This is a genomic window from Sinisalibacter aestuarii, from assembly GCF_027923545.1.
Classification (GTDB): domain Bacteria; phylum Pseudomonadota; class Alphaproteobacteria; order Rhodobacterales; family Rhodobacteraceae; genus Sinisalibacter; species Sinisalibacter aestuarii.
This window is the reverse complement of record NZ_BROH01000004.1, coordinates 15,145-41,223: the sequence shown is the minus strand read 5'-3', so window position 1 is coordinate 41,223 and position 26,079 is coordinate 15,145. Positions and strand designations below refer to the sequence as shown.

Below are 26,079 nucleotides of genomic sequence, written 5' to 3'. Positions count from 1 at the left end.
GCAACATGCCCCCGGTCAGTTGACAAGGGCCGCCGCCGCCGCCGCCGCCGCGCCCTCGACGCCGAACAGGTTGATGACGCCGAGCAGCATCGCCGCCGCCGACCCCACCAGCATCACCCAGGCCGCCGGGCTCATCGGTGTTTCAAGCCGCTCCTCGCTTTCGCCGAAATACATGTAATAGACGATGCGCAGATAGTAGAAGGCGCCGATCACCGAGGCGATCACCCCGGCCACGGCAAGCCAGGTCAGATCGGCCTGCACCGCGGCGTTGAGCACGTAGAGCTTACCGAAAAAGCCCACCATCGGCGGCACACCGGCAAGCGAGAACAAGAGCACCAGCATCGCCAGCGCCTTCACCGGCTCATGCTTGGCATATTGGTTCAGCGCCGAGATTTCCGTCACCTGCATCCCGTCGCGCTCCATCGACATGATGAAGGCGAAGGTGCCCACATTCATGGTGAGATAGATCGCCATATAGACGAGCATCGCCTGCACCCCGTAGGCGGTGCCGGCGGCGAGGCCGAGCAGGGCAAAGCCCATGTGCGAGATCGAGGAATAGGCCATCAGCCGCTTGATGTTGGTCTGCCCGATCGCGGCAACCGCACCGAGGAACATCGAGAGCACCGCCATCAGCGCGATGATCTGCTGCCAGTCGGCCACGGCATTGCCGAAGGCGTCGAACATCACCCGGCCAAACAGGCCCATCGCGGCGAGTTTCGGCGCCGTGGCGAAGAAGGCGGTGACCGGGGTCGGCGCGCCTTCGTAAACATCCGGCGTCCACATGTGGAAGGGCACGGCGGAGACCTTGAAGGCAAGGCCGGCGGCGACGAAGGTGAGGCCGAAGAGCAGCCCCATCCCCACATGCCCATCGGTCGCGGCGGCGATGATGCCGTCAAACCGGGTGGTGCCGGCATAGCCGTAGGCAAGCGAGGCGCCGTAGAGCAACAGGCCCGACGAGAGCGCGCCGAGGATGAAGTATTTCATCCCCGCTTCGGTCGATTTCACGCTGTCGCGCTTCATCGCGGCGACCACGTAGAGCGAGAGCGATTGCAGCTCGAGCCCCATATAGAGCGTCATCAGATCGGCGGCGGAGACCATGATCATCATGCCCACCGTGGCGAGCGAAATGAGCAGCGGGTATTCAAACCGCCCCAGCCCGCGGCGCAGCATCGTCGCCTCGCCGGCCAGCAGCACGGCGGCGGCGGCCACGAGGATGCCCACCTTGGCGAAGCGGGCATAGGCATCGGCCATGATCAGCCCGCCGAAGGCCGGGCCGGTCACCGGATCGCCGAGGCCGATATAGAGCGCCAGCGCCAGCATCACAGCCGCCGTGGCATAGGTGACGAGCGGGGTCGTCTTGTCCTTGCCGGTATAGACGGCGGCCAGCAGAGCGAGCATCGCGTAGACCGCGAGGATCAGCTCGGGGAGAATGGCTTGCAGATCGAACGAGGTCATGTCGTTCCCCTCAATGCGCGGCCGTGGCGGCATCCGCGAGGGCGGGTGCGGCGGCGTGGTAATGGGTGAGCAGCGCCTCGACCGAGGGGCCGATGATATCGGTCACCAGGCCCGGATAGACGCCGAGGATGAGCGTCATGGCCACGAGCGGGGCGAAGATCGCCTTTTCGCGCGCGTCCATGTCGGTGATCGCCTTCAGGCTCTCCTTGATCAGATCGCCGAACACGACACGGCGGTAGAGCCAGAGCGCATAGGCGGCCGAGAGGATCACGCCCGAGGCGGCCACCAGCGCGATCCAGGTATTGGCCTGGAACATGCCGATCAGGGTGAGAAACTCGCCGACGAAGCCGGAGGTGCCCGGCAGGCCGACATTGGCCATGGTGAAGAACATGAACACCGCCGCATAGGCCGGCATCTTCACCGCGAGGCCGCCATAGGCGTCGATCTCGCGGGTATGCATCCGGTCGTAGATCACGCCGACGGCAAGGAAGAGCGCGCCGGAGATGAAGCCGTGGCTGATCATCTGGAAGATGGCCCCGTCCATGCCCTGCTGGTTGGCCGCGAAGATGCCCGCCGTCACATAGCCCATATGGGCGACGGAACTATAGGCGATGAGCTTCTTCATATCCTCCTGCACCAGCGCCACGAGCGAGGCCCAGACGATGGCGATGACGCTGATCCAGAGGATGAAATCGGTCATCACCTGCGAGCCGACCGGAAACATCGGCAGCGAGAAGCGCAGGAAGCCGTAGCCGCCCATCTTCAAGAGCACCGCGGCCAGGATCACCGAGCCGGCGGTGGGGGCCTGCACGTGGGCGTCGGGCAGCCAGGTATGGACCGGCCACATCGGCATTTTCACCGCGAAAGAGGCGAAGAAGGCGAGGAACAGCAGCGTCTGCGCGCCGCCGACGATCTGGATGCCGAGCAGCGAGAAATCCTGGCTTCCGAACGAGTGGTTCAGCAGCGTCGGAATGTCGGTCGTGCCGGCCTCGACATACATGTAGATCATCGCCACCAGCATCAGCACCGAGCCGAGGAAGGTGTAGAGGAAGAACTTGAAGGCGGCATAGATCCGGTTCTTCCCGCCCCAGATGCCGATGATCAGGAACATCGGGATCAGACCGGCCTCGAAGAACAGGTAGAACAGCACCATGTCCAGCGCCACGAAAACGCCGATCATCAGCGTCTCGAGGATCAGGAAGGCGATCATGTATTCCTTGACCCGGGTGGTCACCCCCCAGGTCGAGGCGATGGTGATCGGCATCAGCGCGGTGGTCAGCATCACGAAGAGCACGCTGATCCCGTCGACCCCGAGCTTGTAGGTGAAGCCCATCAGCCAGCTCTGTTCCTCGACCATCTGGAAGCCGGTATCGGCCGGGTCGAAGCGGAACAGCACCGCCAGCGAGACAAGGAAGGTCGCCGTGGTCGCCGCCAGCGCCAGCCATTTGGCATTGCGCTGCGCCGCCGCATCGTCGCCGCGCAGGAAGGCGGCGAGGATCGCCGCCGCCACCAGCGGCAGGAAGGTGACGATAGAAAGCAGGTTATCCATCAGTTCGCCCCTCCGGTGATCGCCACGATGGTAATGAGTACGACGATGCCGATGACCATCGTGAAGGCATAGGTAAAGACGTAGCCCGATTGCAGCCGTTGCGCGGCGCGGGTGAAGAAGGGCACCACGCCCATCGCCAGCCCGTTGATCGCGCCGTCGATCACGTTGCCGTCGCCGCGCTTCCACAGGAAGCGGCCAAGCGCCTTGGCCGGGCGAACGAAGAGGAAGTCATAGGCTTCGTCGAAATACCACTTGTTGAGCAGGAAGCGGTAGAGATGCGGCTGCGCCTCGGCCAGACGCTTGGGCAGCGCCGGGTTGACGATGTAGAACCAGAAGGCGGTGAGGAAGCCGATCACCATCGCCACGAAGGGCGAGAGCTTGACCCAGGTCGGCGCATGGTGGGCGTCGTCGATCACGTGGTTGTCGGGGTGCATGAAGATCGCCCCTTCCGGCGCGGCGGCAACATGCGGCTCGGCAGCAGCATGATCGGCCGCGTCCGGTGCGGCGGCGGCATCGTCGCCCTCGCCCGCACTCTCCGCCGCCGGAGCGGCATCCTCGGCGGCATGGCCGGCATCGGCCTCGGCATGGGCCGGGATGCCGAAGAAGGCGTTCACCTTGTTGTGGTCGCCGAAGAACGAGCCATACCAGATCATCCCGGCAAAGACCGCACCCGCCGCGAGCACGCCCAGCGGCACGAGCATCACGGTCGGGCTTTCATGGGCATGATCATGGGTGTGCTTGTCGCCGCGCGGGCGCCCCCAGAAGGTGAGGAACATCAGCCGCCAGGAATAGAAGCTGGTGAACAGCGCGGCGATGACCAGCGCCCAGAAGGCAGCGCCGCCATTGGTGCCGGCCCAGGCGCTCTCGATGATCGCGTCTTTCGACAGGAAACCGGCAAAACCGATGGCGGTGAGCGGGATGCCCACGCCGGTGATCGCCAGCGTGCCGATCAGCATGATCCAGAAGGTGAAGGGCAGCTTGTCCTTCAGCCCGCCGTAATTGCGCATGTCCTGCTCGTGATGCATCCCGTGGATGACCGAGCCGGCGCCGAGAAACAGCATCGCCTTGAAGAAGGCGTGGGTGAGCAGGTGGAACATCGCCACCGAATAGACGCCCACGCCCGCAGCCACGAACATGTAGCCGAGCTGCGACATGGTCGAATAGGCGATCACGCGCTTGATGTCGTTCTGCACGAGGCCGATCGTGGCGGCGATGAAGGCCGAGGCCGCGCCGATGACGACGATGAAGCTCGTCGCAGCGGGGGCGTATTCCATCAGCGGCGACATCCGGCTGACGAGGAAGACGCCCGCCGTCACCATCGTGGCGGCGTGGATCAGCGCCGAAACCGGGGTCGGGCCTTCCATCGCGTCCGGCAACCAGGTGTGCAGGAAGAGCTGCGCCGATTTGCCCATCGCACCGACGAAGAGCAGGAAGGCGAGCACGTTGGCCGCGTTCCACTCGGCCCAGAGGAAGTGGATCTGGGTTTCGGCCAGGTGCGGCGCGGCGGCGAACACGTCGTCGAGCCGGATCGAGTCGGTCATCAGGAACAGCCCGGCAATGCCCAGCACGAAGCCGAAATCGCCCACCCGGTTGACCACGAACGCCTTGATCGCGGCGGCGTTGGCCGAGGGTTTCTTGTAGTAGAAGCCGATGAGCAGGTAGGAGGCGAGGCCCACGCCCTCCCAGCCGAAGAACATCTGCGCGAGGTTGTCGGCGGTCACCAGCATCAGCATGGCGAAGGTGAAGAGCGAGAGATAGGCAAAGAAGCGCGGCCGGTAGCTCACGCCCTCGAACTGCGGATCATGGGCCATGTAGCCCATCGAGTAGAGGTGCACGAGCGCCGAGACGGTGGTGACCACCACCAGCATGATCGCCGTCAGCCGGTCAAGGCGGATCGCCCAGTCGGTCTGCAGCGAGCCGGAGTCGATCCAGCGCAGGATCTGGATATGCTGGGTGCCCTCGGGCAGCCACAGGAAGACGATCCAGCTCAGGAGCGCCGAGAGGAACAGAAGCCCGGTGGTGAGCCATTGCGCGCCCTTGTCGCCGATCACGCGATGGCCGAAGCCCGCGATGATGGCGCCGATCAGCGGGGCGAAGAGGATGATCTGGACCATGTGGCTCAGCCTTTCATCACGTTCACGTCTTCCACCGCGATCGAACCGCGGCCACGGAAGAAGGTCACCAGGATCGCGAGGCCGATGGCGGCCTCCGCGGCAGCCACCGTCAGCACGAACATCGTGAAGACCTGGCCCTGCAGGTTGCCCAGGTGGGTCGAGAAGGCCACCAGGTTGATGTTCACCGCCAGCAGGATCAGCTCGATCGACATGAGCAGCACGATGATATTCTTGCGGTTGAGGAAGATCCCGAAGATGCCGACGACGAACAAAGCCGCCGCGACCCCGAGGTAATGTTCAAGTCCAACCATGTCGTCCCTCTCGTCTGGCCTTTGCGGCCCAGTTCTTTCAGAGCCCTTGCCCGGGCTTCACATCCACCAGCTTGATCGCCGCTTTCGGGTCGCGCTGCATCTGCATCACGACGTTCTGGCGCTTGATGTCCTTGCGGTGGCGCATCGTCAGCACGATGGCCCCGATCATCGCCACCAGCAGCACCAGCCCGGCGAGCTGGAACAGCAGCAGATACTCGGTATAGACCACGCGCCCCAGCGCCTCGGTATTGGCGATCTCGCCCGCTTCCGGCCGCGCCAGCAGCGTCACGCCATCGGCGGCGACCCAGGTGCCGAAGATCATCGCCAGCTCAATGAGCAGAATCACCCCGATCAGCAGCGCGATGGGCAGGTATTTCGCCATCCCCGCCTTCAGTTCGGCGAAGTCGATATCGAGCATCATCACCACGAAGAGGAACAGCACCGCCACCGCGCCGACATAGACGATCATCAGGAGCATCGCGAGAAACTCCGCGCCCATCAGCACGAACAGCCCGGTCGCACCGATGAAGGCGGTGATCAGCCAGAGCACCGAATGCACCGGGTTGCGGCTCACCACGGTGAAGACGCCGCCCGCGAGCACGGTGAGCGCGAAAATATAGAATACAACTCCGGCGACACTCATGCGTCCCCCTCCTCGTTTCCTTCCGCGAAGACCTCGTTGGCGAGTTCCAGCGCGCGGTTCATGGCCGGCAGACCGCCCAGCATCGACATCTGGTAGATCACTTCGGCAATTTCCTTCTCCGTCGCCCCGGTCTCGATCAGGTGGCGCACGGTGAGCTTGATCTGCGGCTCCGCCATCGCGCCGGTGGCGACGAGGCCGCCAAGCGTGACCAGAAGCCGGGTTTTCGCGTCCAGCCCCTCGGGGTTGAAGGCGTTGCCAAACACCGCTTCCATCCAGTCTTTCGGCATGGTCGGGAACAGCTTGTCGAAGCCCTGCGGCGTGAATTGCTCGAGCGCCGGGTTCATCGCCCGGAGCGCGGCAGCCCCCTGCTCCATCATCGCGGCATATGTCTTGGCGAAATCGCTCATCTGTAAGGCGCGTCCAGCTCGATATTGCGGGCGATCTCGGCTTCCCAGCGCTCGCCGTTATCGAGCAGTTTCTGCTTGTCGTAAAACAGCTCCTCGCGGCTCTCGGTGGCAAACTCGAAATTCGGCCCCTCGACGATGGCATCGACCGGGCAGGCCTCCTGGCAATAGCCGCAATAGATGCACTTGGTCATGTCGATGTCGTAGCGCGTGGTGCGCCGCGAGCCGTCGTCGCGCGGCTCGGCGTCGATGGTGATCGCCTGGGCCGGGCAGATCGCCTCGCACAGCTTGCAGGCGATGCAGCGCTCTTCGCCGTTCGGGTAGCGGCGCAGCGCGTGCTCGCCCCGGAAGCGCACCGAGAGCGGGTTTTTCTCATAGGGGTAGTTCACCGTGTATTTCGGCTTGAAGAAGTATTTCAGCCCCAGCCTGAAGCCGGTGATGAAATCCCAGAGCACGAAATATTTCGCGGCGCGGACATAGTCGAAAGCCATCAATCAGCCCCCCGTGGTCCAGCGCGCATAGGTGCCCCAGAACGCGCCGTATTGAGCAAAGAAGGCCACCAGCACGACCCAGGCGAGCGAGAGCGGCAGGAACACTTTCCAGCCGATCCGCATGAGCTGGTCATAGCGGTAGCGCGGGACGACCGACTTGGTCATCATGAAGACGAACCAGAAGAAGGCCATCTTGAGGAACAGCCACAGGATGCCGTCGGGCAGCCCGGGGATCGGCGACAGCCAGCCGCCGAAGAACAGGATCGAAATCAGCGCCGTCATCAGCGTGATCGCGACGTATTCGCCGATCATGTAGAGCAGGAAGGGGGTGGAGGAATATTCCACCTGATAGCCCGCCACCAGCTCGGATTCCGCTTCCGGCAGGTCGAAGGGCGGGCGGTTGGTTTCGGCATGCGCCGAGATGATGAACAGGATCACCATCGGGAAATGCGGGATCCAGTACCACGAGAACAGCCCCGCCCCCTCCTGGGCATGGACGATGGCGGTCAGGTTCATCGAGCCGGTCGACAGGATCACGCCGATGATGATGAGGCCGATGGAAACCTCGTAGGAAATCATCTGCGCCGCCGAGCGCAGGCTGCCGAGGAACGGGTATTTCGAGTTCGACGCCCAGCCGCCCATGATCACGCCATAGACCTCGAGCGAGGAGACGGCGAAGATGAACAGGATGGCGACGTTGATATCGGCCACGACCCAGCCATCGTTGAACGGGATCACCGCCCAGGCCACCAGCGCCAGCACCAGCGAGGTCATCGGTGCGAGGAAAAAGACGAACTTGTCGGCCCCCGCCGGCACCACGATCTCTTTCAGCACGTATTTGATGAAGTCGGCAAAGCTTTGCAGCAGGCCGAAAGCGCCCACCACGTTGGGGCCCTTGCGCAGCTGCACCGCAGCCCAGACCTTGCGGTCGGCCCAGAGCAGGAAGGCCAGCGCCACCAGAAGCGGCACCACGATCAGCAGCACCTGCCCGAGAATGAGCAGCGCTATGCCGAGGTTGGTCGTCGTGAAGAATTCATACATCGTGCATGTGCCTCAGATCGTCGGTATCCCGTTTTCTTCGCAGGCGGCGACCGTCACTTCCGCGTCGATCGTCTTCAAGCCCTGCGGCAGCGCATCGGAAATGACATAGACGGCATTTCCGTTCCACACGCTGCCCTTCTGTTCCACGTTGGTGCGCACATGCCGGGCAAAGCCATAGCCCCGGATGAGCGCATATTGCGCCGCCGCGCATTCGCCATAGGCCGCCACATCGGCATTGTCGCGCGCGCCGGTCATGCTCACCAGGAACGACACCAGATCGCCGTCGAGCAGCGCCGTTTCGATCCCCAGATAGCCCGGCGCGAACGGCTGCGCCGCCCGGTCCGCCGTATCGGCGGCGGTGGCGCAGCCCGCAAGCGCGAGCATCGGGGCGATATGGGCACGGCGCAGCGTCATTCGGCGGCGATGTCCTCGGCCTTGCGGGCCCTGGCCTGGGCCGACAGCTCGGCCATCAGCGCCGAGGCGCGGGCGATCGGGTTGGTCAGGTAGAAATCCTTCACCGCGTTGCGGAAGGTCGCCTTGCCCGGTTTCTTCGCCTTGAGCATCGTCCAGTCGTTCTGCGGCACCACGTCGAGCGCGCCCAGATGCGGCACGGCGGCGATCATCGCCCGGCGCAGGGCGGCTTGCGTATCCCACGGCTGGGTGGCCTTGAGGTCCGCCGACAGCGCGCGCAGCACCGCCCAGTTTTCCTTCGCCTCACCCGGCGGGAAGGCGGCGCGCAGCGCCAGTTGCGGGCGGCCCTCGGTGTTGACGAACAGGCCGGATTCCTCGGTATAGGCGGCGGCGGGCAGGATGATATCGGCCCGGTGCGCGCCACGGTCGCCGTGGCTGCCCATATAGATCACCTTCGGCCCGGCCTCGATCTCGATCTCGTCGGCGCCCATGTTGAAGATCACGTCGGCCCCATCCGTCGCGGCGGCGAGCCCGCCTTTGGTGGTGGCGCCCACATCCATCGCGCCGACCCGGCCGGCGGCTGTGTGCAGCACCATGAATTTGGAGTTGGTCAGCTCGGCAAGCCGCATGGCGGTGGCGAGAACCGCCTCGCCATCGGCCTCGTTGATCGCACCCTGCCCGATCACCACGACCGAGGGCACATCGAGAACCGTGGTGAACTTATGGTCGAGCAGGCCCTCAAGCGCGGCGCGGTCATTGCCGACATAGGCGTAATCGTAGGTCAGATCGACCTGTTCGCCGACCAGCCCGATATTGGCGCCCTTGAGCCACGCCTTGCGGATGCGCGCGTTGAGCACCGGCGCCTCGTCGCGCGGGTTGGTGCCGATGAGCTGGATCATCTGAGCGTTTTCAAGGTCTTCGATGGTGGCGGTGCCGACATAGGCCGAGCGGTTGCCCTCCGGCAGCTTCGCCCCGTCGGTGCGGCATTCGACGTTGCCGCCCTGCCCCTCGATCAATTGCTTGAGCGCAAAGGCCGCCTCGGTCGAGGCGAGATCGCCGACCAGACCGGCCAGCGTCTTGGCCCCCTTGATCGTCTTCGCCGCAGCGGCGAGCGCTTCGGGCCAGGTCGCGGGCTGGAGCTTGCCGCCCTTGCGCAGATAGGGCTTGTCGAGCCGCTGGCGCTTGAGGCCGTCCCAGACGAAGCGGGTCTTGTCGGAGATCCACTCCTCATTCACCCCGTCATGGTTGCGCGGCAGGATGCGCATCACTTCACGGCCCTTCGTATCCACCCGGATGTTGGAGCCAAGCGCATCCATCACGTCGATGGTCTCGGTCTTGGTGAGTTCCCACGGGCGGGCGGTGAAGGCATAGGGCTTAGAGGTGAGCGCGCCGACCGGGCAAAGGTCGATGATGTTGCCCTGCAGGTTCGAATCCAGCGTTTCGTTGAGGTAGGAGACGATCTCGGCATCCTCGCCCCGGCCCGTCTGACCCATCTGGCTGATCCCCGCCACCTCGGTGGTGAAGCGCACGCAGCGGGTGCAGGAGATGCAGCGCGTCATCTGCGTGCTCACCAGCGGGCCGAGGTTGATATCCTCGACCGCCCGCTTGGGCTCGCGGAAGCGCGAGAAATCCATGCCGTAGGCGACGGCCTGATCCTGAAGGTCGCATTCGCCGCCCTGATCGCAGATCGGGCAATCGAGCGGGTGGTTGATGAGGATGAACTCCATCACCCCTTCGCGCGCCTTCTTCACCATCGGCGAGTTGGTCTTGACCACCGGCGGCTGACCTTCCGGCCCGGGCCGCAGATCGCGCACCTGCATGGCGCAGGAGGCGGCGGGCTTGGGCGGGCCGCCGACCACTTCGACAAGGCACATCCGGCAATTGCCGGCGATGCTGAGGCGCTCGTGATAGCAGAAACGCGGCACCTCGATGCCGGCCACTTCGCAAGCCTGAAGGATGGTCATCGCGCCATCCACCTCGACTTCATTGCCGTCGATGACGATTTTCTTGAGGTCGCTCATGTCTTACTCCGCCGCCATCCGGCCCGCCTTCTGGGCCTTGATGCGGTCTTCGATCTCGCCGCGGAAATTCTTGATCAGCCCCTGGATCGGCCAGGCGGCGGCATCGCCGAGGGCGCAGATCGTGTGGCCTTCCACCTGTTTGGTCACGTCAAACAGCATGTCGATCTCTTCCAGCTCCGCCTCGCCGCGCACGAGGCGGTCCATCACCCGCATCATCCAGCCGGTGCCTTCGCGGCAGGGCGTGCACTGGCCGCAGCTTTCATGCTTGTAGAATTTCGACAGTCGCCAGATCGCCTTCACGATGTCGACCGAACGGTCCATCACGATCACCGCCGCGGTGCCGAGGCCGGAGCCCAGCTCGCCGCGCAGGTAGTCGAAATCCATCAGCGCGTCGCGCATGTTTTCGCCGCGCACCACCGGCACCGACGAGCCGCCGGGGATAACGGCGAGCAGGTTGTCCCAGCCGCCGCGAATGCCGCCGGCGTGTTTCTCGATCAACTCCTCGAAGCTGATCGACATCGCCTCTTCCACCACCACCGGGTTGTTCACATGGCCGGAGATGGCGAACAGCTTGGTGCCTTCGTTGTTCTTGCGCCCGAAACCGGCAAACCATGTCGCCCCCCGGCGCAGGATCGTGGGCACCACGGCAATGCTCTCGACGTTGTTCACCGTGGTCGGCGCACCGTACAGGCCCGCCCCCGCCGGGAAGGGCGGCTTCATCCGGGGCATGCCCTTCTTGCCTTCGAGGCTTTCAAGCAGCGCCGTTTCCTCGCCGCAGATATAGGCCCCGGCGCCGTGATGGACGAACAGGTCAAAATCCCAGCCCGAGCCGGCGGCGTTCTTTCCGAGCAGCCCGGCATCATAGGCTTCGTCGATCGCCGCCTGAAGCGCCTCGCGCTCGCGGATGAACTCGCCGCGCACGTAGATATAGGCCACATGCGCGCCCATCGCGAAGCTGGCGATCAGCGCCCCCTCGATCAGCGTATGCGGATCGTGGCGCAGGATCTCGCGGTCCTTGCAGGTGCCGGGCTCGGATTCGTCGGCATTGATCACCAGATAGGCCGGGCGCCCGTCCGTTTCCTTCGGCATGAATGACCATTTGAGGCCGGTGGGAAAGCCCGCACCTCCACGCCCGCGCAACCCGCTGGCCTTCATCTCGTCGATGATCCAGTCGCGCCCCTTGGCGATGATCCCCGCCGTGCCATCCCAATGGCCGCGCGCCTTCGCGCCCGCGAGCGTGCGCTCGTGCATCCCATACAGGTTGGTGAAGATCCGGTCCTGATCCGTCAGCATCCGCTCTTATCCTTCATCCTTCTGGCCTGCGCGCCAGATCCGCCAGGTCACGATCAGCGCAAAGGCGAAGCCGCCAAACGCCGCGAGATCAACCAGCGCTCGGGTGCGCTGCGGCCAATCCCAATGGTTTCCCGCCCAGGTTGCCCCGACCCAGAGCGCGCCGGTCATGGCGATGACGAGACCAGCCAGCCTGCCCTGCCGCGTGCGCGCGTGTTTCTCCGGATCGGTGCTCATTTTCACTCAGCCCTTCGGCCTTATTTCTCGTACTTGCCCGTCTTGGTGGCACGTTTGGAAAACTCCGTCGTGCCGCCCTTGGCGAGCGTCTTGGCCTGCTTGATCCAATCGTCGCGCTCGATCCGCCCCTTGAACCTGAGCTGACCGTCGACCCATTCGACTTCCTTCTTCCGCCACCCGGCGATCTGGCTGTAATGCCACACGCCCAGCTCGTTCAACGTGGTTTCGAGCTTGGGGCCGACACCCTTGATCAGCTTCAGATCGTCCGCCGCACCCTGCGGCTTGGTGAAAAGCTCGGGCTTGCCGTCCTTCGCCACCGGCGTGCGGGCGGGCTTGGCCGTTGCCGTGGCCGTCTTGCTGGCCGAGGGTTTCGGCGCGGCAGCCTTCGCCTTCGGCTTGGCATCAGCTTTCGGTTTGGCTTCGGCCTTCGGCTTTGCCGCCGCTTTCGGTTTCGGCGTCGCCGCCACGGCCTCGCCGCCATGCGCCTGCGCCGGCCGGTCGGCCTTCACCGAGGCGGCGTTCAGCGCCGCCGCGGGCGTCGAACGCCCACCTTCGCCGGCAAGGCCGGAGGCGGTTTCCTCGTCGCCCATCATCGCCGAAACGGCCGCATCCGCCGCCGCATCCGATGCCTTGTCATGCGCCAGCGCATCCGAGCCGCCGGCGCCACTGGCCAGCGCCGCATCGCGCGCCACGGTGGGCACATGGGTGCCGGCCACGGCCGGGCCTGAGCAGAACAGCCGGAGCAGCACCAGCGCGATCGCCACCGCAACCACGATGCCGATAATCAGGCCCCAGAGCCCGCCAATCAAAAGGAACGCGACGAGGCCCAGAAGCGCCCCGGCGATCCAGCATATGTTGCGGCAGGAAAAGATGCCGCCATCCGTATCATTCATATCTCAATCCCCTGTTTCCTGTTGGCTCACTCATCACCAGGGCCCCGACCCGCCGGCTTCTGCCGGTCTGATTGGCCAGCGGGGCCCGCACATTGGGCGCTCAGTAAACGTCGCCCTTCTTCACTTTCTGCGAAAATGCCGTTTCGCCGCCTGCGGCCAGCACCTTCGCCTGGTCGACCCAGCCGTCGCGGCTGACCCGGCCCTTGAACCCTTCGAGGTTTTCATCGACCCAGGCCACTTCCGCCCCGGTCCATTTCGCCACCTGATCGAAATGGAAGAACCCCATGCGGTTGAGCAGCGCCTCCAGCTTCGGCCCGACGCCCCTGATCTGCTTGAGATCGTCGGCCCCGGCCTTGCGCGGCGCTTTCATCGTGCGCGGCTTGGTGCCGCCGGCGGGTGCCGCAGCGGCCTTCGCCGGCGCGGGTTTGGCGGCGGCTTTGGCCGGCTTGGCGGCGGCTTTGGCCTTGGCGGGCGCGGTCTTCTTCGCCGTCACATGCACCTTGCGGCCACCGGCCACCCAGGGGGCCGAGAGCGGCACTTCGCTGCCGTCGATGCGCTTGATCGTATCGCCGATCTCCACCGCCAGCGCGGCGGAGGCGTTGTATTGCGTGCGCCCGCTTTCATATTCGGTCAGGCTGGTGAGGCCCGCGAGCGGCTCGGCGCCGTAACGGCCATTCTGCGGCCCCGGCACCGGCACCTCGCCCGCCGCCATCCGGTCGATGATCCCGGCAAAGCTCTCGGTGGTCAGGTCTTCGTAGTAATCCTTGCCGATCTGCGCCATCGGCGCATTGGCGCAGGAGCCGAGGCACTCGACCTCCTCCCACGAAAACCTGCCATCCGCCGACAGTTCATGCGGGTTCGGCGCGATCTTTTCCTTCGCCACCGCAATCAGATCTTCCGCGCCCATGATCATGCAGCTCAGTGTGCCGCAGATCTGGAAATGCGCGACCGACCCCACCGGCTGCAACTGGAACATGAAGTAGAAGGTCGCCACTTCCAGCGCCCGGATATGGGCCATGCCCAGCATGTCGGCCACATGCTCGATGGCAGGCTTGGTCAGCCAGCCTTCCTGCTCCTGCGCACGCCACAGAAGCGGGATCACCGCGCTGGCTTGCCGCCCTTCGGGGTATTTCGTCAGCTGTGCCTCGGCCCAGGCCTGGTTGGCGGGCGTGAAGGCGAAGCTTTCGGGCTGTTCATGGTGCAGGCGTCGCAGCATGGTCACTCCATGAGGTTCTTGAAATGGCTCGCGGGCACGCAGACCGCCCCGGGCACCGTTTGATCCACCACCACGTCGTCGCCCGCGATCAGGGCGGCAAAGTGGTTCGAGTTGATATTGATGGCGCAGACCCAGGCGCCGTCCTCTCTGGCGACGAAGAGATACTGCGCCATCGCGGTCATCGCGGTCGCGCCCTGCATCACCTCATCGAGCGTCGGGCGCGGCTCGGCGTCCTGTGCGGCGGCCAGGGTCGGCAAGGCGGCGGCGACAAGGGCAATCAGAATGCGGCTCATGAGCATGTCCCCGTGGTGATACGAAGGTCATCATCCTGCGGCACCGCGCGGCCATCCGACATCAGCAGGGTGACGATCAGCGTGCCTTCCGCGGGCGTCATGCCGAGCTGGGCGAGGATCGCCTGGTTGTTGGCCTCGTGGACGACGCAGCCCGCCGCCTCGACCGCGCGCAGAAACTCCGCGACCCGGTCGGCGCTTTGCGCCAGCGCCGGAGCGGCGGCAAGGGCGAGGAGAAGGGCAAGGCGCGTCATCCTGCAGCCCCCGCGAACCGCGCCGCCAGCGCAACAGCCGCGACGATCCCGGCACCGATCCCGGCGATGAAATGCGGCATGTAGGGCTTCGAGGCGCGGGCATAGATCGCCGCATCGGCAAAGGCCATGAAGGCGAAGACGGCGAACAGCACCGCGATCACCGACAGGTCGCCATAGAGCGTGGCCGCCACCGCCAGCACGAGGTTGGCGACATAGCGATCCGCCATCACCTGCGGCAGAAACTCCGGCAGGTGATGCACCTTGCGCATCGCCGCCGCCGGGTTCGCCACGAAGATCGCGGCGAGATAGCCGGTGACGAGAATGCCAAGGGCAGAGAGCGTTATGGCCAGCGCGGCGAGGCTCATCAGCGGTCGATCTCCCCGAACACGATGTCGATCGTGCCGACCAGCGCCGCCACGTCGGCGAGCTGGTGGCCGCGTGCGAAATGGATCAGCGATTGCAGATGCGGAAAGCCCGGCGCGCGGATCTTGCAGCGGTAGGGCCGGTTCGAGCCGTCGGCGATCAGGTAAACGCCGAACTCGCCCTTCGGCGCTTCGATGGCGGTGTAAGTCTCGCCGGCGGGCACGTGGAAGCCCTCGGTGTAGAGCTTGAAGTGATGGATCAGCGCTTCCATCGAGGTCTTCATCTCGCCCCGCTTGGGCGGCGCGATCTTGCCACGGGCGAGCACATCGCCCTGCCCCTCCGGCGCGCGCAGCTTGGCGACGGCCTGCTTCATGATCTTCACCGATTCCCGCATCTCGGCGATCCGCACATTGTTGCGGTCATAGGTGTCGCCATGAGTGCCGATGGGAATGTCGAAGTCGAACTCGTCGTAAAGCTCATAGGGCTGCGCGCGGCGCAGATCCCAGGCCAGCCCCGAGCCGCGCACCATCACGCCGGTGAGGCCCCAGGTCTGGATATCGTCCTCGGTGACGATGCCGATATCCACCGTGCGCTGCTTGAAGATGCGGTTGTCGGTATAGAGCGCGTCGAGATCGTCGAGCGCCTTGGGAAAGCTCTCGCACCAGGCTTCGATATCGTCGAGCAGCTCGGGCGGCAGATCCTGATGCACGCCGCCGGGGCGGAAATAGTTGGCGTGCAGCCGGGCGCCACAGGCGCGGTCATAGAAGCTCATCAGCTTCTCGCGCTCGACATAGCCCCAGAGCGGCGGGGTGAGCGCGCCCACGTCGAGCGCCAGCGAGGTGGTGTTGAGCAGGTGGTTCAGGATCCGCCCGATCTCGGAATAGAGCACCCGGATCAGCGAGGCGCGGCGCGGCACGGCGGTGCCGGTCAGCTTTTCGATGGCGAGGCAGAAGGCATGTTCCTGGTTCATCGGCGCGACGTAGTCGAGCCGGTCGAAATAGGGGATGTTCTGCAGATAGGTGCGGCTTTCCATCAGCTTTTCGGTGCCGCGATGCAAGAGGCCGATATGCGGGTCCGCCCGTTCGACGATTTCGCCGTCCAACTCCAGCACCAGCCGCAGCACGCCATGCGCCGCCGGGTGCTGCGGGCCGAAATTGATGTTGAAGTTGCGGATCTTCTGTTCGCCGGTCATGGCGTCTTCGAAGCCCTTGCCACCGTCCATCATGCCACCACCTGTCTGTCGGTCCATGCGGGCGGAAGCTCGCCCATGAACTTGCTCACGAAATTGTATTGCGGCGCCAGCAGATCGCGCGCCGCCGCCTGCCGGGCCGGATCGAGCGCGATCTCGGCGCTGCGGTTCACCTGCTTGGCGAAATCGGGCTGCACCGGGGCGAGGCCGAGAAAGCCCATCAGCCGCGCCACCGCTTCCGGCGTGAACAGCCGCTCGTAGAATTCCACGAACAGGTTCTCGCGCGGGATCACGTCGAGCAGCTTGTTGAGCGTGCGCCGGTAATTGTTGCGCCTGGCGATGTTCTGTTCGCCGCCGTTCAGAAAATCGTCGAACTTGGCCAGCGCCGCCGCCTCGCCCTTGTCGCCATTGTCCATGCGGATATGGCTCCAGGCCCGCGCCACCGGGTCGCGCAGCAGGAAGATGAACTTCACCCGTTCCATCACCCCCGCCATCGCCTTGAAGCTCGGCTTTTCGAGCAGCGCGTAGGAGGGGGTAAAATCGCCGATCACCTTCGCACCGCCCCGGCCACGGCCGAGAAAATCAAGATAGGCGTCATCGTTGCGGGTCTGGCCGTCGAAGGCATCGAGCCAGCCGCGGATATCCGCCATCGAGCGATCCTGATAGGCGTTCACCTCCGGGTCGGTCACCTGCGCGCGGCGCATCTGCAGCCAGTCGAGCCGCTTCAGCGATTGCTCGCGGAAGAAGCCGCCGGTGCCGTTTTCGAGCACGTCCCAGTAATGCATTTCCTTCACCGCCGGGAAATGGGCCTCGGCATGGTGAAAGAGCACGTCAAAGAGCCATGACGTGCCGGCCTTGGCGGCGCCGACGCAATATATGAACGTCTGCCCGGTCATCTCAGCCCTTGTCGCCCTCGCCCTTCTCGTCGCCCGGAAGCACGTATTTCGCGCCTTCCCACGGGCTCATGAAATCGAACTGGCGGTATTCCTGCACCAGATTCACCGGCTCGTAGACCACGCGCTTCTCGGCCTCGTCATAACGCACCTCGGTATAGCCGGTGGTCGGGAAATCCTTGCGCAGCGGATGGCCGCGGAAGCCGTAATCGGTGAGGATGCGGCGCAGGTCCGGGTGGCCGGTGAAGATGATGCCGAACAGGTCGAACACCTCGCGCTCGAACCAGTTGGCGCCGTGGTGAATGGCCGTGATCGAGGGCACAAGCTCGCCCTCGCCCACCGGGCATTTCACCCGGATACGGTGGTTCTGGTACATCGACAGCAGGTGATAGACCACATCGAAGCGGTGCTCGCGCTCGGGCCAGTCCACGGCGGTGATGTCGATCAGGGTCGAGAACTGGCAGGCCGGGTCGGCCTTGAGAAACTCGATGAAACCGGGCAGCGCGCTGGAGCGGATCTCTACGCTCAGCTCACCATGCTCCACGCTCCAGCCGGTCACCTGTTCGGGGCGTTTGAGCTCGATCTGCGCGCCAAGCTCTTTCAGGGCGTCGTCCGACATGGGCTTACCTCGCAATCGTTCCGGTGCGGCGGATTTTGCGCTGGAGCTGCATCACACCGTAAAGCAGCGCCTCGGCGGTCGGCGGGCAGCCCGGCACGTAGACATCGACCGGAATCAGCCGGTCCACCCCGCGCACGACGCTGTAGGAATAATGGTAGTAGCCGCCGCCATTGGCGCAGGAGCCCATCGAGATCACATAGCGCGGCTCGGGCATCTGGTCGTAGAGCTTGCGGATCGCGGGGGCCATCTTGTTGGTCACGGTGCCGGCCACGATCATCAGGTCGGCCTGGCGCGGGCTGGCGCGGGGCGCGGTGCCGAAGCGCTCGAAATCGAAGCGCGGCATAGCGCCGTGGATCATCTCGACGGCGCAGCAGGCGAGCCCGAAGGTCATCCAGTGCAGCGAGCCGGTGCGCGCCCAGTTGATGATGTCGTCCGTGGTTGTGAGCAGAAAGCCCTTGTCGGCCAGCTCCTCGCCCATCGCCCGCGCGGTGGCCTCCTTGTCGGCCCCGGCAGTGTTGGCTCCGGTCATCACTCCCATTCCAGCGCCCCCTTCTTCCATTCATAGGCAAAGCCGATGGTGAGCACGGCGAGGAAAACCATCATCGACCAGAACCCGAGCATCCCCACATCCTTGAACGCCACCGCCCACGGGAAGAGAAAGGCGATTTCGAGGTCGAAGATGATGAAGAGGATCGAAACGAGGTAGAACCGCACATCGAATTTCATCCGTGCGTCGTCGAAGGCGTTGAAGCCGCATTCATAGGCCGACACCTTTTCCGGGTCCGGGTTGCGCACCGCAAGCAGCGCGGCGGCCAGCAGGAACACCAGGCCCAGGGCGATGGCAACGGCGAGGAAGATGACGATGGGGAGGTATTCGCGAAGAAGATCGTCCACGTAGGTCTCCTTTGCGGGGCGAACCCGCTTCGATTGCTCAGGCGCGGTTTACTCCCCGCGTTCGGGGGGGTCAACCGAACCGCCAACACATTCCTTTATTAGCATGTATTTGACGAAGCGCCAATTTTTGCACGGGTTTGCCCGTTGTATACCGTTGTTTACAGGCCCCCTGAACCCGGCTCCCGCGCCGCATCCGGGCGTGGAAGCCCATGCAGTTGCAGCAAAATTCATGCTGCGCTGCGTCATCCATAGGCAACCCGCAGAATCGCGATGAGCATGAGCAGCGCTACGGGGCCCCAGAGCCGGCGTTCGGGAATCGACGGGGTGATGAGGTTCATGACCGCCGAGATGGCCGCAAATACCACCGCAATCCAGAACAACCAGCCCGGCGGCGCGGGGCTGACCGCGCCGGCCCGGCCCAGCACCACCAGGGCGAACAATGCGATCAGCGCACCCTGCAACACCGCGCCCAGCCGCAGACGGACCGGAAAGCGCCCGGGCCAGCGCCCGCCCATGGCCAGATGCCCCCAGGGTGCCCCGAAAGCGAGCGCGAGCTGAAACAGAACGAGCACGAGGGCAAGAAGCGCGTAGAGCCAGGCGGCGGCAATGAGCATGAGCGAACCTTTCTGAAGTTCCGGATGGGGTCACGAGAGCACCGCAATATTTCACTTTTTCAACATATCTACTCTGGCTATGATTGCTTTTTTGAACTTTGCTTTCATTTTTTCAACATCTGTCACATCGCCCGCGCCCGGGCCAGCGCCTTCAGATGCGCCTCGGCGCTCGATTCGGAGAAGCAGCACAGCACGATCCGCTCCGGCAGCGCGCGGGCCTCTTTCCACGCGATTGCCTCGCGCACCGCGATCCGCGCGGCAGCCTCCACCGGATAGCCGTAAACCCCGGTCGAGATCGCCGGAAAGGCGATGGAACGGCAGCCCGCCGCCTCGGCCAGCGTGAGCGACTGGCGGTAGCACGCGGCAAGCAGCTCCGCCTCCCCGGCCCCGCCGCCGCGCCAGACCGGGCCGACGGTGTGAATCACATGTTTCGCCGGCAGATCGTACCCGCCGGTCATCCGCGCCTCGCCGGTGGGGCAGCCGCCGATCATCCGGCATTCCTCCAGCAGATCCGGCCCGGCCGCGCGGTGGATCGCGCCATCGACCCCACCGCCGCCCAGAAGGCTCTCATTGGCGGCATTCACGATGGCGTCCACCGGCTGTCTGGTGATGTCGCCGACGATTACCTCGATGCTCATCCCGTCCCCTCGCTTGCAGCGCGCCAACCCAGCATACACCGCCCGCCCCGACCGCGAAACAGGCTGGTCCCCGCCCGTGCCTTGCGCTATCTCAGCGGCGATGACCCAGAGCCTCACGATCCGCCGCCCCGACGACTGGCACCTGCATCTGCGCGATGGCGCGATGCTCGCCGCCGTCCTGCCCGAAACCGCGCGCCATTTCGCCCGCGCCATAATCATGCCGAACCTCGTGCCGCCGGTGGTGACGGGGGCCGATGCCGCCGCCTATCGCAGCCGGATCATGGCGGCGCTGCCTGCGGGGATGACCTTTACCCCGCTGATGACGCTTTATCTGACCGAAGATACCGATGCCGCCGACGTGGCCGCCGCCGCGGCCTCCGGCCTCATCACGGCCGTCAAACTCTACCCCGCCGGGGCAACGACCAATTCCGCCTCCGGCGTGCGCGACTTCGACAAGGTGCGCCCGGTACTGGAAAAGATGGCCGGAATCGGCTTGCCGCTCTGCGTCCATGGCGAGGTGACCGGCCCGGAGGTGGACATTTTCGACCGCGAAGCTGTGTTCATCGACACAGTGCTCGACCCGATCCGCCGCGCCACGCCCGGCCTGCGGGTGGTGATGGAGCATATCACCACGTCGCAGGCGGCGGATTACGTGGCGGCGGGCGGCGACACACTCGCGGCGACGATCACCGTTCAGCACCTGATGCTCGACCGCAACGACATGCTCGTCGGCGGGATGCGCCCGCATTATTACTGCCTGCCGATCCTGAAGCGGCGCGATCATCGCGAGGCCCTGCTCGCCGCCGCCATTTCGGGCAATCCGCGCATCTTTCTCGGCACCGACAGCGCGCCGCACCCGACCCATGCGAAAGAGGCCGAATGCTGTTCGGCCGGCTGCTTCACCGCGCCGCTCGCGCTGTCCTGCCTCGCGGAAACCTTCGAACAGGCCGGCGCGCTCGACCGGCTGGAAGCCTTCACCTCGCTGAACGGGCCGCGCTTCTACGGGCTGCCGGTGAACGAGGAAACCATCACGCTGGTCAAGGGCGACCCGATCGCCTGGCCCGACAGGATCGGTGCCGGCGAAGCGACGGTGACATTGTTCAACCCCGGCATCCCGCTGCATTGGCGGGTAGAGGCTTGAGCCAAATTTCTTCGAAGAAATTTTCCAAGGAAATTCGAATTTCCTTGGCCCCATACAGAGGAGACCGCAGATGATCCCTTCCGCCTACCCCGACAAGGCCGAAATCGCCCGCCTCTCGGCGCGGATGCTGCTGGAGATCGGCGCGGTCAATTTCCGGCCCGAAGAGCCCTTCATCCTCGCCTCCGGCCTGCCCTCGGCCACCTATATCGACTGCCGCAAGCTGATCTCCTACCCCCGCATCCGCTCGACGCTGATGGATTTCATGGCCGTCACCGTGATGCGCGAGGCGGGCTTCGAGGCGTTCGACAATATCGCCGGCGGCGAAACGGCGGGCATCCCCTTTGCCGCGCTGGTGGCCGAACGGCTGGCGCTGCCGATGAGCTATGTCCGCAAGAAGCCCAAGGGCTACGGACGCAACGCCCGGATCGAGGGCGCGATGAGCGAGGGCGAGCGGGTGCTGCTGGTCGAAGACCTCACCACCGATGGCGGCTCGAAGCTCTCCTTCGTCGACGCGATTCGCGAAACCGGGGCGAGCTGCGGCCATACGGCGGTGATCTTCTATTACGACATCTTCCCCGAAACCGAGAAAACCCTTGGGGATCATGGCGTTCAGCTTCACTACCTCTGCACCTGGTGGGATGTGCTGGCCGAAGCCCGCGCCCAGTCCGCCTTCAGCGCCGCCACGCTCGACGAGGTCGAAGCCTTCCTGAAAGCCCCGCGCGACTGGCAGGAAAAGCACAAAACCAGCTGATAAATCAGCGCATCTTCGCTGCGAATTTCACAAAATCTGGCAGAGGCCGCGCATTGGCCCGCCAGATGTGGTAGGCTGTGGACCAAAGCGCACTTTGTCCACAAGATATCCAGATTGCCCGCCCCCGCGCGCGGGCTGTAAGACCGTCCGGGCAGACCGGGGACCAGAATGAACGAGATCAGCCAGATCAAGGGCGGCGAGACCACGCCCGACGATGACGCCATCGCGGCGCCGCACAATATCGAAGCCGAGCAGCAGCTTCTCGGCGCGATCCTGACCAACAACGACATCTTCGACCGGATCGCCCAGATCATCAAACCGGCGCATTTCTACGAGCCGGTGCATGGCCGGATCTTCGAGGAAGCCTCCAAGCGCATCACCGCCAACATGCTGGCTTCGCCGGTCACGCTGAAAGCCTATCTCGCCGACGACGAGGGGCTGAAGGAACTGGGCGGCGCACCCTATCTCGCCCGCCTCGCCGGGGCCGCGATCTCGTCCTTCGCGGCACAGGATTACGCGCAGATGATCTACGAGATGCATCTGCGCCGCCAGCTCATGCAGCTCGGCGCGGATATCTCGTCGAATGCCAGCCGGATGGCCGAGACCTCGGCCCCCTCCGAGCAGATCGTCGAGGCCGAGCAGGCGCTCTACAAACTGGCCGAAACCGGCCAGACCACATCGGGCTTCCAGTCGTTCCTGACCGCCGTCACCGATGCGGTGCGCGTCGCCAATGCCGCCTATCAGCGCGATGGCGGGCTGGCGGGTATCTCCACCGGGCTGACCGATCTCGACCAGAAGCTCGGCGGGCTGCACAAATCGGACCTGCTGATCCTCGCCGGCCGCCCCTCGATGGGCAAGACCTCGCTGGCCACCAATATCGCCTTCAACATCGCCAAGGCCTACAAGAAGGGCAAGCTGCCCGATGGCTCGGACGGCGCGATCAATGGCGGCGTGGTGGGCTTCTATTCGCTCGAAATGTCGGCCGAACAGCTTGCGGCGCGGATTCTCTCCGAAGCCTCCGAAGTGCCCAGCGAGCAGATCCGCCGGGGCGACATGACCGAGGCCGAATTCCGCCGCTTCGTCGAGGCGGCCAAGGCGCTCGAAGCCTGCCCGCTCTATATCGACGACACGCCCGCCCTGCCCATCGCCCAGCTTGCCGCCCGCGCCCGGCGGCTGAAGCGGATGCACGGGCTGGATGCGCTCTTCGTCGACTACCTCCAGCTTGTGCGCGGCACCGCCGAGAACCGGGTGAACGAGATCGCCGAAATCTCGATGGGTCTCAAGGCGATAGCGAAAGAACTTAACATCCCCGTGGTGGCGCTGTCGCAGCTCAGCCGCCAGGTCGAAAGCCGCGACGACAAGCGCCCGCAGCTCTCGGATCTCAGGGAATCGGGCTCGATCGAGCAGGACGCCGATGTGGTCATGTTCGTCTTCCGCGAGGAATATTACGCCGAGCGCGAGAAGCCATCGGAAGACCGGCTGGAGGAAATGGCGGCCTGGCAGGAGCGGATGGACCGGCTGCACGGCAAGGCCGAGGTGATCATCGGCAAGCAGCGTCACGGCCCCATCGGCTCGGTCGATCTCAGCTTCGAGGGCCGCTTCACCCGCTTCGGCAACCTCGTCAAAGCCTGGCAGCAAGGCTCGGGCGGCGGTTTCTGACCCGGCCCGCGCCGCGCCGGCCATTCGCCGCCGCCGCCGGGGCTTTCCGCTAGGCGGCTCCGCCGCCGCACGCTACCATGGCCCGGCGCAACAGGCGCAGTTTTTGGCCGGGGTATCAGTTATGTCGTCCGCCACCATCGCCGCGATCCGGTTCGGCTACGGCCTGTCCGCGGGCCAGCCCGCGCCGGGCGATGCCGGTGCCCTGAGCGCCGCCCTGGCCGCCCCCGATGCGATGGCGGCGCGCTTTCCGGTCACCGGCATGGCCGGGGTCTTTCCGCTGATCCGCGAATACAACCAGGCGCGCCGCGCCAGCCGCCAGGACGAGCCGGGCGGCGAAGATCGCTTTCAGGCCGCGCGCCGCAATCTGCGGCTGACCATGCTGGAGGGGCTGCGCGCCCAGCTCATGCGGGCGGTGCTCGCGCCGGACGGGATGCGCGAACGGCTGCACGCCTTCTGGAGCGATCATTTCACCGTGCGCGCCAAGGGCGTGCGTTTCATCGCCGCGCCGTCCGCCTTTGCCGAAGATGCGATCCGCCCGCATATCACCGGCTCCTTCCCCGCCATGCTGCGCGCCGCCGTCACCCATCCGGCGATGCTCGCCTATCTCGACCAGAACCGCTCGATCGGCCCCGACAGCCCTGCCGGCCAGCGCCAGGGGGCGGGGCTGAACGAAAACCTCGCCCGCGAGGTGCTGGAACTGCACACGCTGGGCGTGGATGGCGGCTATGCGCAAGGCGACGTGACGCAATTCGCCGAGTTGCTCACCGGCCTCACCTTCGATGTGCAGGAGGGCTTTCTCTTCCGCCCCCGCTGGGCCGAACCGGGGGCCGAGACGGTGCTGGGCACCCGCTATGGCGGCGCGGAACGGGCCCGGCTCGACGAGGTTTTTGCCGCGCTCGACGATATCGCACTGCATCCGGCCACCGCCCGGCATCTCGCCCGCAAGCTCGCCGTGCATTTCGTCTCCGACAGACCCGACCCCGATCTCGTCGCCACGCTGGCCGCCGCTTATACCGCCGGGGGCGGCGCGCTGATGCCGGTCTATGAGGCGCTGCTGGCCCATCCCGCCGCCTGGGTCCTGCCCTTTGCCAAGGCCCGCCAGCCCTGGGATTTCATGGTGGCGAGCCTGCGCGCCCTCGGCGCGACCGAGGCGGCGCTGGCCGGGCTTGGCTATCCCGAATTGCGCAAGGGCATCCGCCAGCCGCTGGCCCATATGGGCCAGCCCTATCAGGCCCCGCCCGGCCCCGATGGCTGGCCGGAAGAGGCCGAAGCCTGGATCACCCCGCCGGCGCTGGCCGAACGGATCGGCTGGGCGATGGCGCTGGCGGGCGAGTATTCCGCCGCCCTGCCCGACCCCCGCGCCTTTGTCGAGACCGCGCTTGGCGGCACCGCCAGCGAAACGCTGCTGGGCGCCGTGCGCGCCGCCGAAAGCCGCGAGGCGGCGGTGGCGCTCGTGCTCGCCTCGGCCGAGTTCAACCGGCGATAGGAGATACGCGATGCCCTCTGCTCCCCTCTCACGCCGCCATTTCCTGCGCGGCGCCACGCTGGCCGGATGCTCCGCCGCCGCCTGGCCGCTGATGAGCCATGTCACGCTGGCCGCCGCGCCGGGCGATCACCGGCTGGTGGTCATCATCCTGCGCGGTGCGATGGACGGGCTCGACGCGCTGCGCCCGGTGGGCGACCCGGATTTCGCCACCCTGCGCGCCGCCAGCCTCACCGGCGATGCCCCGGCCCTGCCGCTTGACGGGTTCTTCGCCCTGCATCCCGATATGGGCGGGCTGATGCCCTTGTGGCAAAAGGGCGAGCTGGCCTTCGCCCATGCCGTCGCCACCCCTTACCGCGACCGGCGCAGCCATTTCGACGGGCAGGACATTCTGGAGGCAGGCACCGGCATGGACCTCGCCCCCGATCAGGTGCGCGGCGGCTGGCTCAACCGGATGATCCAGTCCGTTCCCGGCATGACCTCCGAAACAGCTTATGCGGTGGGGCGCAGCGGGCTCAAGGTGATCGCGGGCGATGCCCCGGTCACCCAATGGAGCCCCGACACGCGGGTCGAGCTCGACGATCAGACCCAGCGGCTGCTGGAACGGATCTACGAGGACGATCCGCTGTTTCATGCCGCAGGAAACGAAGCGTTCGATCTGCTCGCACGGGCGGATGCCGGCATGATGGACGATGGCGACGCCGCCGGCGCGGCGGCGCTGGCCGAATTCGCCGCCGCCCGGCTGAACGAAGAGGCGCGCATCGCCGCCTTCTCGATCAGCGGCTGGGACACGCACCGCAACCAGAAGGGCGTGCTGGGCCGCCGGCTGCGCGGCCTTTCCGCCGCGCTTCTCGCCCTGCGCGACGGGCTGGGCGACGCCTGGGGGCAAACAACCGTTCTGGCGATGACCGAGTTCGGTCGCACCGCGCGCGAAAACGGCACCAACGGCACCGACCACGGCACCGGCAGCGCTCTGATCATGGCCGGCGGCGCGTTGCGCGGCGGCAGGGTTTACGGCGCATGGCCGGGGCTGGCGGCGGCGGATCTCTACCAGGAGCGCGATCTGCTGCCCACCGCCGATGTACGCGCCTATGCCGCCTGGGCGATGCGCGGGCTTTACGGGCTGGAGCGGACGTTGCTTGAAGCCAGCGTGTTCCCCGGCCTCGACATGGGCACAGACCCTGGCATCCTGCTGTAACCATTGCCTGACGCCGT

The 26,079-nt window shown here is 65.5% G+C and carries 29 protein-coding genes; 5 read left to right on the top strand and 24 right to left on the bottom strand.

From position 1 onward, the window contains the following. Positions 1 to 15: 15 nt before the first annotated feature. The 24 genes from nuoN to QMG28_RS08385 all read right to left on the bottom strand — a co-directional run bounded on the left by nuoN (position 16) and on the right by QMG28_RS08385 (position 19,830). A complete protein-coding gene (gene nuoN, locus QMG28_RS08500) occupies positions 16 to 1,455 on the bottom strand; it encodes an NADH-quinone oxidoreductase subunit NuoN (protein ID WP_281841798.1) in 1,440 nt (479 codons plus the stop codon). Positions 1,456 to 1,465: 10 nt separating this feature from the next. Next, positions 1,466 to 3,004 carry an NADH-quinone oxidoreductase subunit M gene (locus QMG28_RS08495; RefSeq protein ID WP_281841796.1) on the bottom strand — a complete coding sequence of 513 codons (1,539 nt, stop codon included), beginning with the start codon at positions 3,002 to 3,004 and terminating at the stop codon, positions 1,466 to 1,468. Next, positions 3,004 to 5,118: an NADH-quinone oxidoreductase subunit L gene (gene nuoL / locus QMG28_RS08490; RefSeq protein ID WP_281841795.1), complete on the bottom strand. Its 2,115-nt coding sequence runs from the start codon at positions 5,116 to 5,118 to the stop codon at positions 3,004 to 3,006. Before nuoL ends, QMG28_RS08495 begins: the two co-directional genes overlap by 1 nt. A 5-nt stretch (positions 5,119 to 5,123) precedes the next feature. Continuing rightward, positions 5,124 to 5,429 carry an NADH-quinone oxidoreductase subunit NuoK gene (nuoK, locus tag QMG28_RS08485; protein ID WP_281841794.1) on the bottom strand — a complete coding sequence of 102 codons (306 nt, stop codon included), beginning with the start codon at positions 5,427 to 5,429 and terminating at the stop codon, positions 5,124 to 5,126. A gap of 37 nt (positions 5,430 to 5,466) precedes the next feature. Further along, the gene (locus QMG28_RS08480) at positions 5,467 to 6,072 is read right to left on the bottom strand and encodes an NADH-quinone oxidoreductase subunit J (RefSeq protein WP_281841793.1); all 606 of its coding nucleotides are present in this window, start codon (positions 6,070 to 6,072) and stop codon (positions 5,467 to 5,469) included. After that, the gene (locus QMG28_RS08475; protein ID WP_281841792.1) at positions 6,069 to 6,479 is read right to left on the bottom strand and encodes a carboxymuconolactone decarboxylase family protein; all 411 of its coding nucleotides are present in this window, start codon (positions 6,477 to 6,479) and stop codon (positions 6,069 to 6,071) included. The genes QMG28_RS08480 and QMG28_RS08475 overlap by 4 nt, the downstream gene beginning before the upstream one ends. Continuing rightward, complete coding sequence (nuoI, locus tag QMG28_RS08470; protein WP_281841791.1) at positions 6,476 to 6,967, bottom strand: NADH-quinone oxidoreductase subunit NuoI; 492 nt, start codon at positions 6,965 to 6,967, stop codon at positions 6,476 to 6,478. Before nuoI ends, QMG28_RS08475 begins: the two co-directional genes overlap by 4 nt. 3 nt (positions 6,968 to 6,970) lie before the next feature. Next, positions 6,971 to 8,008, bottom strand: coding sequence for an NADH-quinone oxidoreductase subunit NuoH (gene nuoH / locus QMG28_RS08465; protein WP_281841790.1), 1,038 nt, complete (start codon positions 8,006 to 8,008; stop codon positions 6,971 to 6,973). Between the two features lie 12 nt (positions 8,009 to 8,020). Continuing rightward, complete coding sequence (locus QMG28_RS08460; RefSeq protein ID WP_281841789.1) at positions 8,021 to 8,422, bottom strand: YNQ4 family lipoprotein; 402 nt, start codon at positions 8,420 to 8,422, stop codon at positions 8,021 to 8,023. Continuing rightward, complete coding sequence (gene nuoG, locus QMG28_RS08455; RefSeq protein WP_281841788.1) at positions 8,419 to 10,440, bottom strand: NADH-quinone oxidoreductase subunit NuoG; 2,022 nt, start codon at positions 10,438 to 10,440, stop codon at positions 8,419 to 8,421. Before nuoG ends, QMG28_RS08460 begins: the two co-directional genes overlap by 4 nt. Positions 10,441 to 10,443: 3 nt before the next feature. After that, entirely contained in the window at positions 10,444 to 11,733 is a 1,290-nt protein-coding gene (gene nuoF / locus QMG28_RS08450) for an NADH-quinone oxidoreductase subunit NuoF (protein ID WP_281841787.1), read from the bottom strand. 6 nt (positions 11,734 to 11,739) lie between these two features. Beyond that, on the bottom strand, positions 11,740 to 11,967 hold the full coding sequence (locus QMG28_RS08445) for a DUF5337 domain-containing protein (RefSeq protein WP_281841786.1): 228 nt from the start codon (positions 11,965 to 11,967) through the stop codon (positions 11,740 to 11,742). Positions 11,968 to 11,987: 20 nt separating this feature from the next. Next, a complete protein-coding gene (locus tag QMG28_RS08440; RefSeq protein ID WP_281841785.1) occupies positions 11,988 to 12,860 on the bottom strand; it encodes a helix-hairpin-helix domain-containing protein in 873 nt (290 codons plus the stop codon). A gap of 100 nt (positions 12,861 to 12,960) precedes the next feature. Then, complete coding sequence (gene nuoE / locus QMG28_RS08435; protein WP_281841784.1) at positions 12,961 to 14,076, bottom strand: NADH-quinone oxidoreductase subunit NuoE; 1,116 nt, start codon at positions 14,074 to 14,076, stop codon at positions 12,961 to 12,963. A gap of 2 nt (positions 14,077 to 14,078) precedes the next feature. Then, positions 14,079 to 14,369: a hypothetical protein gene (locus QMG28_RS08430; protein WP_281841783.1), complete on the bottom strand. Its 291-nt coding sequence runs from the start codon at positions 14,367 to 14,369 to the stop codon at positions 14,079 to 14,081. Further along, a complete protein-coding gene (locus QMG28_RS08425; RefSeq protein WP_281841782.1) occupies positions 14,366 to 14,620 on the bottom strand; it encodes a hypothetical protein in 255 nt (84 codons plus the stop codon). Before QMG28_RS08425 ends, QMG28_RS08430 begins: the two co-directional genes overlap by 4 nt. Beyond that, positions 14,617 to 14,985 (bottom strand): hypothetical protein, encoded by a 369-nt coding sequence (locus QMG28_RS08420; RefSeq protein ID WP_281841781.1) that lies wholly within the window; start codon positions 14,983 to 14,985, stop codon positions 14,617 to 14,619. Before QMG28_RS08420 ends, QMG28_RS08425 begins: the two co-directional genes overlap by 4 nt. Beyond that, entirely contained in the window at positions 14,985 to 16,205 is a 1,221-nt protein-coding gene (locus tag QMG28_RS08415) for an NADH-quinone oxidoreductase subunit D (protein ID WP_281842038.1), read from the bottom strand. Before QMG28_RS08415 ends, QMG28_RS08420 begins: the two co-directional genes overlap by 1 nt. Further along, positions 16,205 to 17,068, bottom strand: coding sequence for a sulfotransferase (locus tag QMG28_RS08410; protein ID WP_281841780.1), 864 nt, complete (start codon positions 17,066 to 17,068; stop codon positions 16,205 to 16,207). The genes QMG28_RS08415 and QMG28_RS08410 overlap by 1 nt, the downstream gene beginning before the upstream one ends. Position 17,069: 1 nt before the next feature. Next, positions 17,070 to 17,684 (bottom strand): NADH-quinone oxidoreductase subunit C, encoded by a 615-nt coding sequence (locus QMG28_RS08405; protein WP_281841779.1) that lies wholly within the window; start codon positions 17,682 to 17,684, stop codon positions 17,070 to 17,072. Positions 17,685 to 17,688: 4 nt separating this feature from the next. Then, positions 17,689 to 18,222 carry a NuoB/complex I 20 kDa subunit family protein gene (locus tag QMG28_RS08400; RefSeq protein ID WP_281841778.1) on the bottom strand — a complete coding sequence of 178 codons (534 nt, stop codon included), beginning with the start codon at positions 18,220 to 18,222 and terminating at the stop codon, positions 17,689 to 17,691. Then, entirely contained in the window at positions 18,213 to 18,578 is a 366-nt protein-coding gene (locus QMG28_RS08395; RefSeq protein WP_281841777.1) for an NADH-quinone oxidoreductase subunit A, read from the bottom strand. The genes QMG28_RS08400 and QMG28_RS08395 overlap by 10 nt, the downstream gene beginning before the upstream one ends. Positions 18,579 to 18,820: 242 nt before the next feature. Then, positions 18,821 to 19,192 carry a hypothetical protein gene (locus QMG28_RS08390; RefSeq protein WP_281841776.1) on the bottom strand — a complete coding sequence of 124 codons (372 nt, stop codon included), beginning with the start codon at positions 19,190 to 19,192 and terminating at the stop codon, positions 18,821 to 18,823. A gap of 122 nt (positions 19,193 to 19,314) precedes the next feature. Next, on the bottom strand, positions 19,315 to 19,830 hold the full coding sequence (locus QMG28_RS08385) for an O-acetyl-ADP-ribose deacetylase (RefSeq protein ID WP_281841775.1): 516 nt from the start codon (positions 19,828 to 19,830) through the stop codon (positions 19,315 to 19,317). A gap of 100 nt (positions 19,831 to 19,930) precedes the next feature. On the opposite strand from QMG28_RS08385, the gene pyrC reads away from it, so the two are divergent. From pyrC to QMG28_RS08360, 5 genes are all read left to right on the top strand, one after another. Continuing rightward, positions 19,931 to 20,971: a dihydroorotase gene (pyrC, locus tag QMG28_RS08380; RefSeq protein ID WP_281841774.1), complete on the top strand. Its 1,041-nt coding sequence runs from the start codon at positions 19,931 to 19,933 to the stop codon at positions 20,969 to 20,971. A 70-nt stretch (positions 20,972 to 21,041) separates the two neighbouring features. After that, complete coding sequence (locus tag QMG28_RS08375) at positions 21,042 to 21,722, top strand: orotate phosphoribosyltransferase (RefSeq protein ID WP_281841773.1); 681 nt, start codon at positions 21,042 to 21,044, stop codon at positions 21,720 to 21,722. Positions 21,723 to 21,890: 168 nt separating this feature from the next. Beyond that, the gene (locus QMG28_RS08370) at positions 21,891 to 23,381 is read left to right on the top strand and encodes a replicative DNA helicase (RefSeq protein WP_281841772.1); all 1,491 of its coding nucleotides are present in this window, start codon (positions 21,891 to 21,893) and stop codon (positions 23,379 to 23,381) included. A 121-nt stretch (positions 23,382 to 23,502) separates the two neighbouring features. Next, positions 23,503 to 24,867, top strand: a complete 1,365-nt coding sequence (locus QMG28_RS08365; RefSeq protein WP_281841771.1) for a DUF1800 domain-containing protein — start codon at positions 23,503 to 23,505, stop codon at positions 24,865 to 24,867. A 10-nt stretch (positions 24,868 to 24,877) separates the two neighbouring features. After that, positions 24,878 to 26,062: a DUF1501 domain-containing protein gene (locus tag QMG28_RS08360; RefSeq protein WP_281841770.1), complete on the top strand. Its 1,185-nt coding sequence runs from the start codon at positions 24,878 to 24,880 to the stop codon at positions 26,060 to 26,062. Positions 26,063 to 26,079 lie beyond the last annotated feature (17 nt).

What these genes read in the sequence shown, in the direction of transcription:
- QMG28_RS08415 (WP_281842038.1), bottom strand. Translation starts at nt 16,205, where the DNA reads ATGGACGGTGGCAAGGGCTTCGAAGACGCCATGACCGGCGAACAGAAG.
- QMG28_RS08495 (WP_281841796.1), bottom strand. Translation starts at nt 3,004, where the DNA reads ATGGATAACCTGCTTTCTATCGTCACCTTCCTGCCGCTGGTGGCGGCG.
- nuoK (WP_281841794.1), bottom strand. Translation starts at nt 5,429, where the DNA reads ATGGTTGGACTTGAACATTACCTCGGGGTCGCGGCGGCTTTGTTCGTC.
- QMG28_RS08375 (WP_281841773.1), top strand. Translation starts at nt 21,042, where the DNA reads ATGATCCCTTCCGCCTACCCCGACAAGGCCGAAATCGCCCGCCTCTCG.
- QMG28_RS08420 (WP_281841781.1), bottom strand. Translation starts at nt 14,985, where the DNA reads ATGAGCCTCGCCGCGCTGGCCATAACGCTCTCTGCCCTTGGCATTCTC.
- QMG28_RS08430 (WP_281841783.1), bottom strand. Translation starts at nt 14,369, where the DNA reads ATGAGCCGCATTCTGATTGCCCTTGTCGCCGCCGCCTTGCCGACCCTG.
- pyrC (WP_281841774.1), top strand. Translation starts at nt 19,931, where the DNA reads ATGACCCAGAGCCTCACGATCCGCCGCCCCGACGACTGGCACCTGCAT.
- QMG28_RS08385 (WP_281841775.1), bottom strand. Translation starts at nt 19,830, where the DNA reads ATGAGCATCGAGGTAATCGTCGGCGACATCACCAGACAGCCGGTGGAC.
- QMG28_RS08475 (WP_281841792.1), bottom strand. Translation starts at nt 6,479, where the DNA reads ATGAGCGATTTCGCCAAGACATATGCCGCGATGATGGAGCAGGGGGCT.
- QMG28_RS08360 (WP_281841770.1), top strand. Translation starts at nt 24,878, where the DNA reads ATGCCCTCTGCTCCCCTCTCACGCCGCCATTTCCTGCGCGGCGCCACG.
- QMG28_RS08410 (WP_281841780.1), bottom strand. Translation starts at nt 17,068, where the DNA reads ATGACCGGGCAGACGTTCATATATTGCGTCGGCGCCGCCAAGGCCGGC.
- nuoG (WP_281841788.1), bottom strand. Translation starts at nt 10,440, where the DNA reads ATGAGCGACCTCAAGAAAATCGTCATCGACGGCAATGAAGTCGAGGTG.
- QMG28_RS08445 (WP_281841786.1), bottom strand. Translation starts at nt 11,967, where the DNA reads ATGAGCACCGATCCGGAGAAACACGCGCGCACGCGGCAGGGCAGGCTG.
- nuoN (WP_281841798.1), bottom strand. Translation starts at nt 1,455, where the DNA reads ATGACCTCGTTCGATCTGCAAGCCATTCTCCCCGAGCTGATCCTCGCG.
- QMG28_RS08440 (WP_281841785.1), bottom strand. Translation starts at nt 12,860, where the DNA reads ATGAATGATACGGATGGCGGCATCTTTTCCTGCCGCAACATATGCTGG.
- QMG28_RS08480 (WP_281841793.1), bottom strand. Translation starts at nt 6,072, where the DNA reads ATGAGTGTCGCCGGAGTTGTATTCTATATTTTCGCGCTCACCGTGCTC.
- QMG28_RS08400 (WP_281841778.1), bottom strand. Translation starts at nt 18,222, where the DNA reads ATGGGAGTGATGACCGGAGCCAACACTGCCGGGGCCGACAAGGAGGCC.
- QMG28_RS08365 (WP_281841771.1), top strand. Translation starts at nt 23,503, where the DNA reads ATGTCGTCCGCCACCATCGCCGCGATCCGGTTCGGCTACGGCCTGTCC.
- QMG28_RS08425 (WP_281841782.1), bottom strand. Translation starts at nt 14,620, where the DNA reads ATGACGCGCCTTGCCCTTCTCCTCGCCCTTGCCGCCGCTCCGGCGCTG.
- nuoE (WP_281841784.1), bottom strand. Translation starts at nt 14,076, where the DNA reads ATGCTGCGACGCCTGCACCATGAACAGCCCGAAAGCTTCGCCTTCACG.
- QMG28_RS08405 (WP_281841779.1), bottom strand. Translation starts at nt 17,684, where the DNA reads ATGTCGGACGACGCCCTGAAAGAGCTTGGCGCGCAGATCGAGCTCAAA.
- nuoH (WP_281841790.1), bottom strand. Translation starts at nt 8,008, where the DNA reads ATGTATGAATTCTTCACGACGACCAACCTCGGCATAGCGCTGCTCATT.
- QMG28_RS08370 (WP_281841772.1), top strand. Translation starts at nt 21,891, where the DNA reads ATGAACGAGATCAGCCAGATCAAGGGCGGCGAGACCACGCCCGACGAT.
- QMG28_RS08390 (WP_281841776.1), bottom strand. Translation starts at nt 19,192, where the DNA reads ATGCTCATTGCCGCCGCCTGGCTCTACGCGCTTCTTGCCCTCGTGCTC.
- nuoF (WP_281841787.1), bottom strand. Translation starts at nt 11,733, where the DNA reads ATGCTGACGGATCAGGACCGGATCTTCACCAACCTGTATGGGATGCAC.
- nuoL (WP_281841795.1), bottom strand. Translation starts at nt 5,118, where the DNA reads ATGGTCCAGATCATCCTCTTCGCCCCGCTGATCGGCGCCATCATCGCG.
- nuoI (WP_281841791.1), bottom strand. Translation starts at nt 6,967, where the DNA reads ATGGCTTTCGACTATGTCCGCGCCGCGAAATATTTCGTGCTCTGGGAT.
- QMG28_RS08460 (WP_281841789.1), bottom strand. Translation starts at nt 8,422, where the DNA reads ATGACGCTGCGCCGTGCCCATATCGCCCCGATGCTCGCGCTTGCGGGC.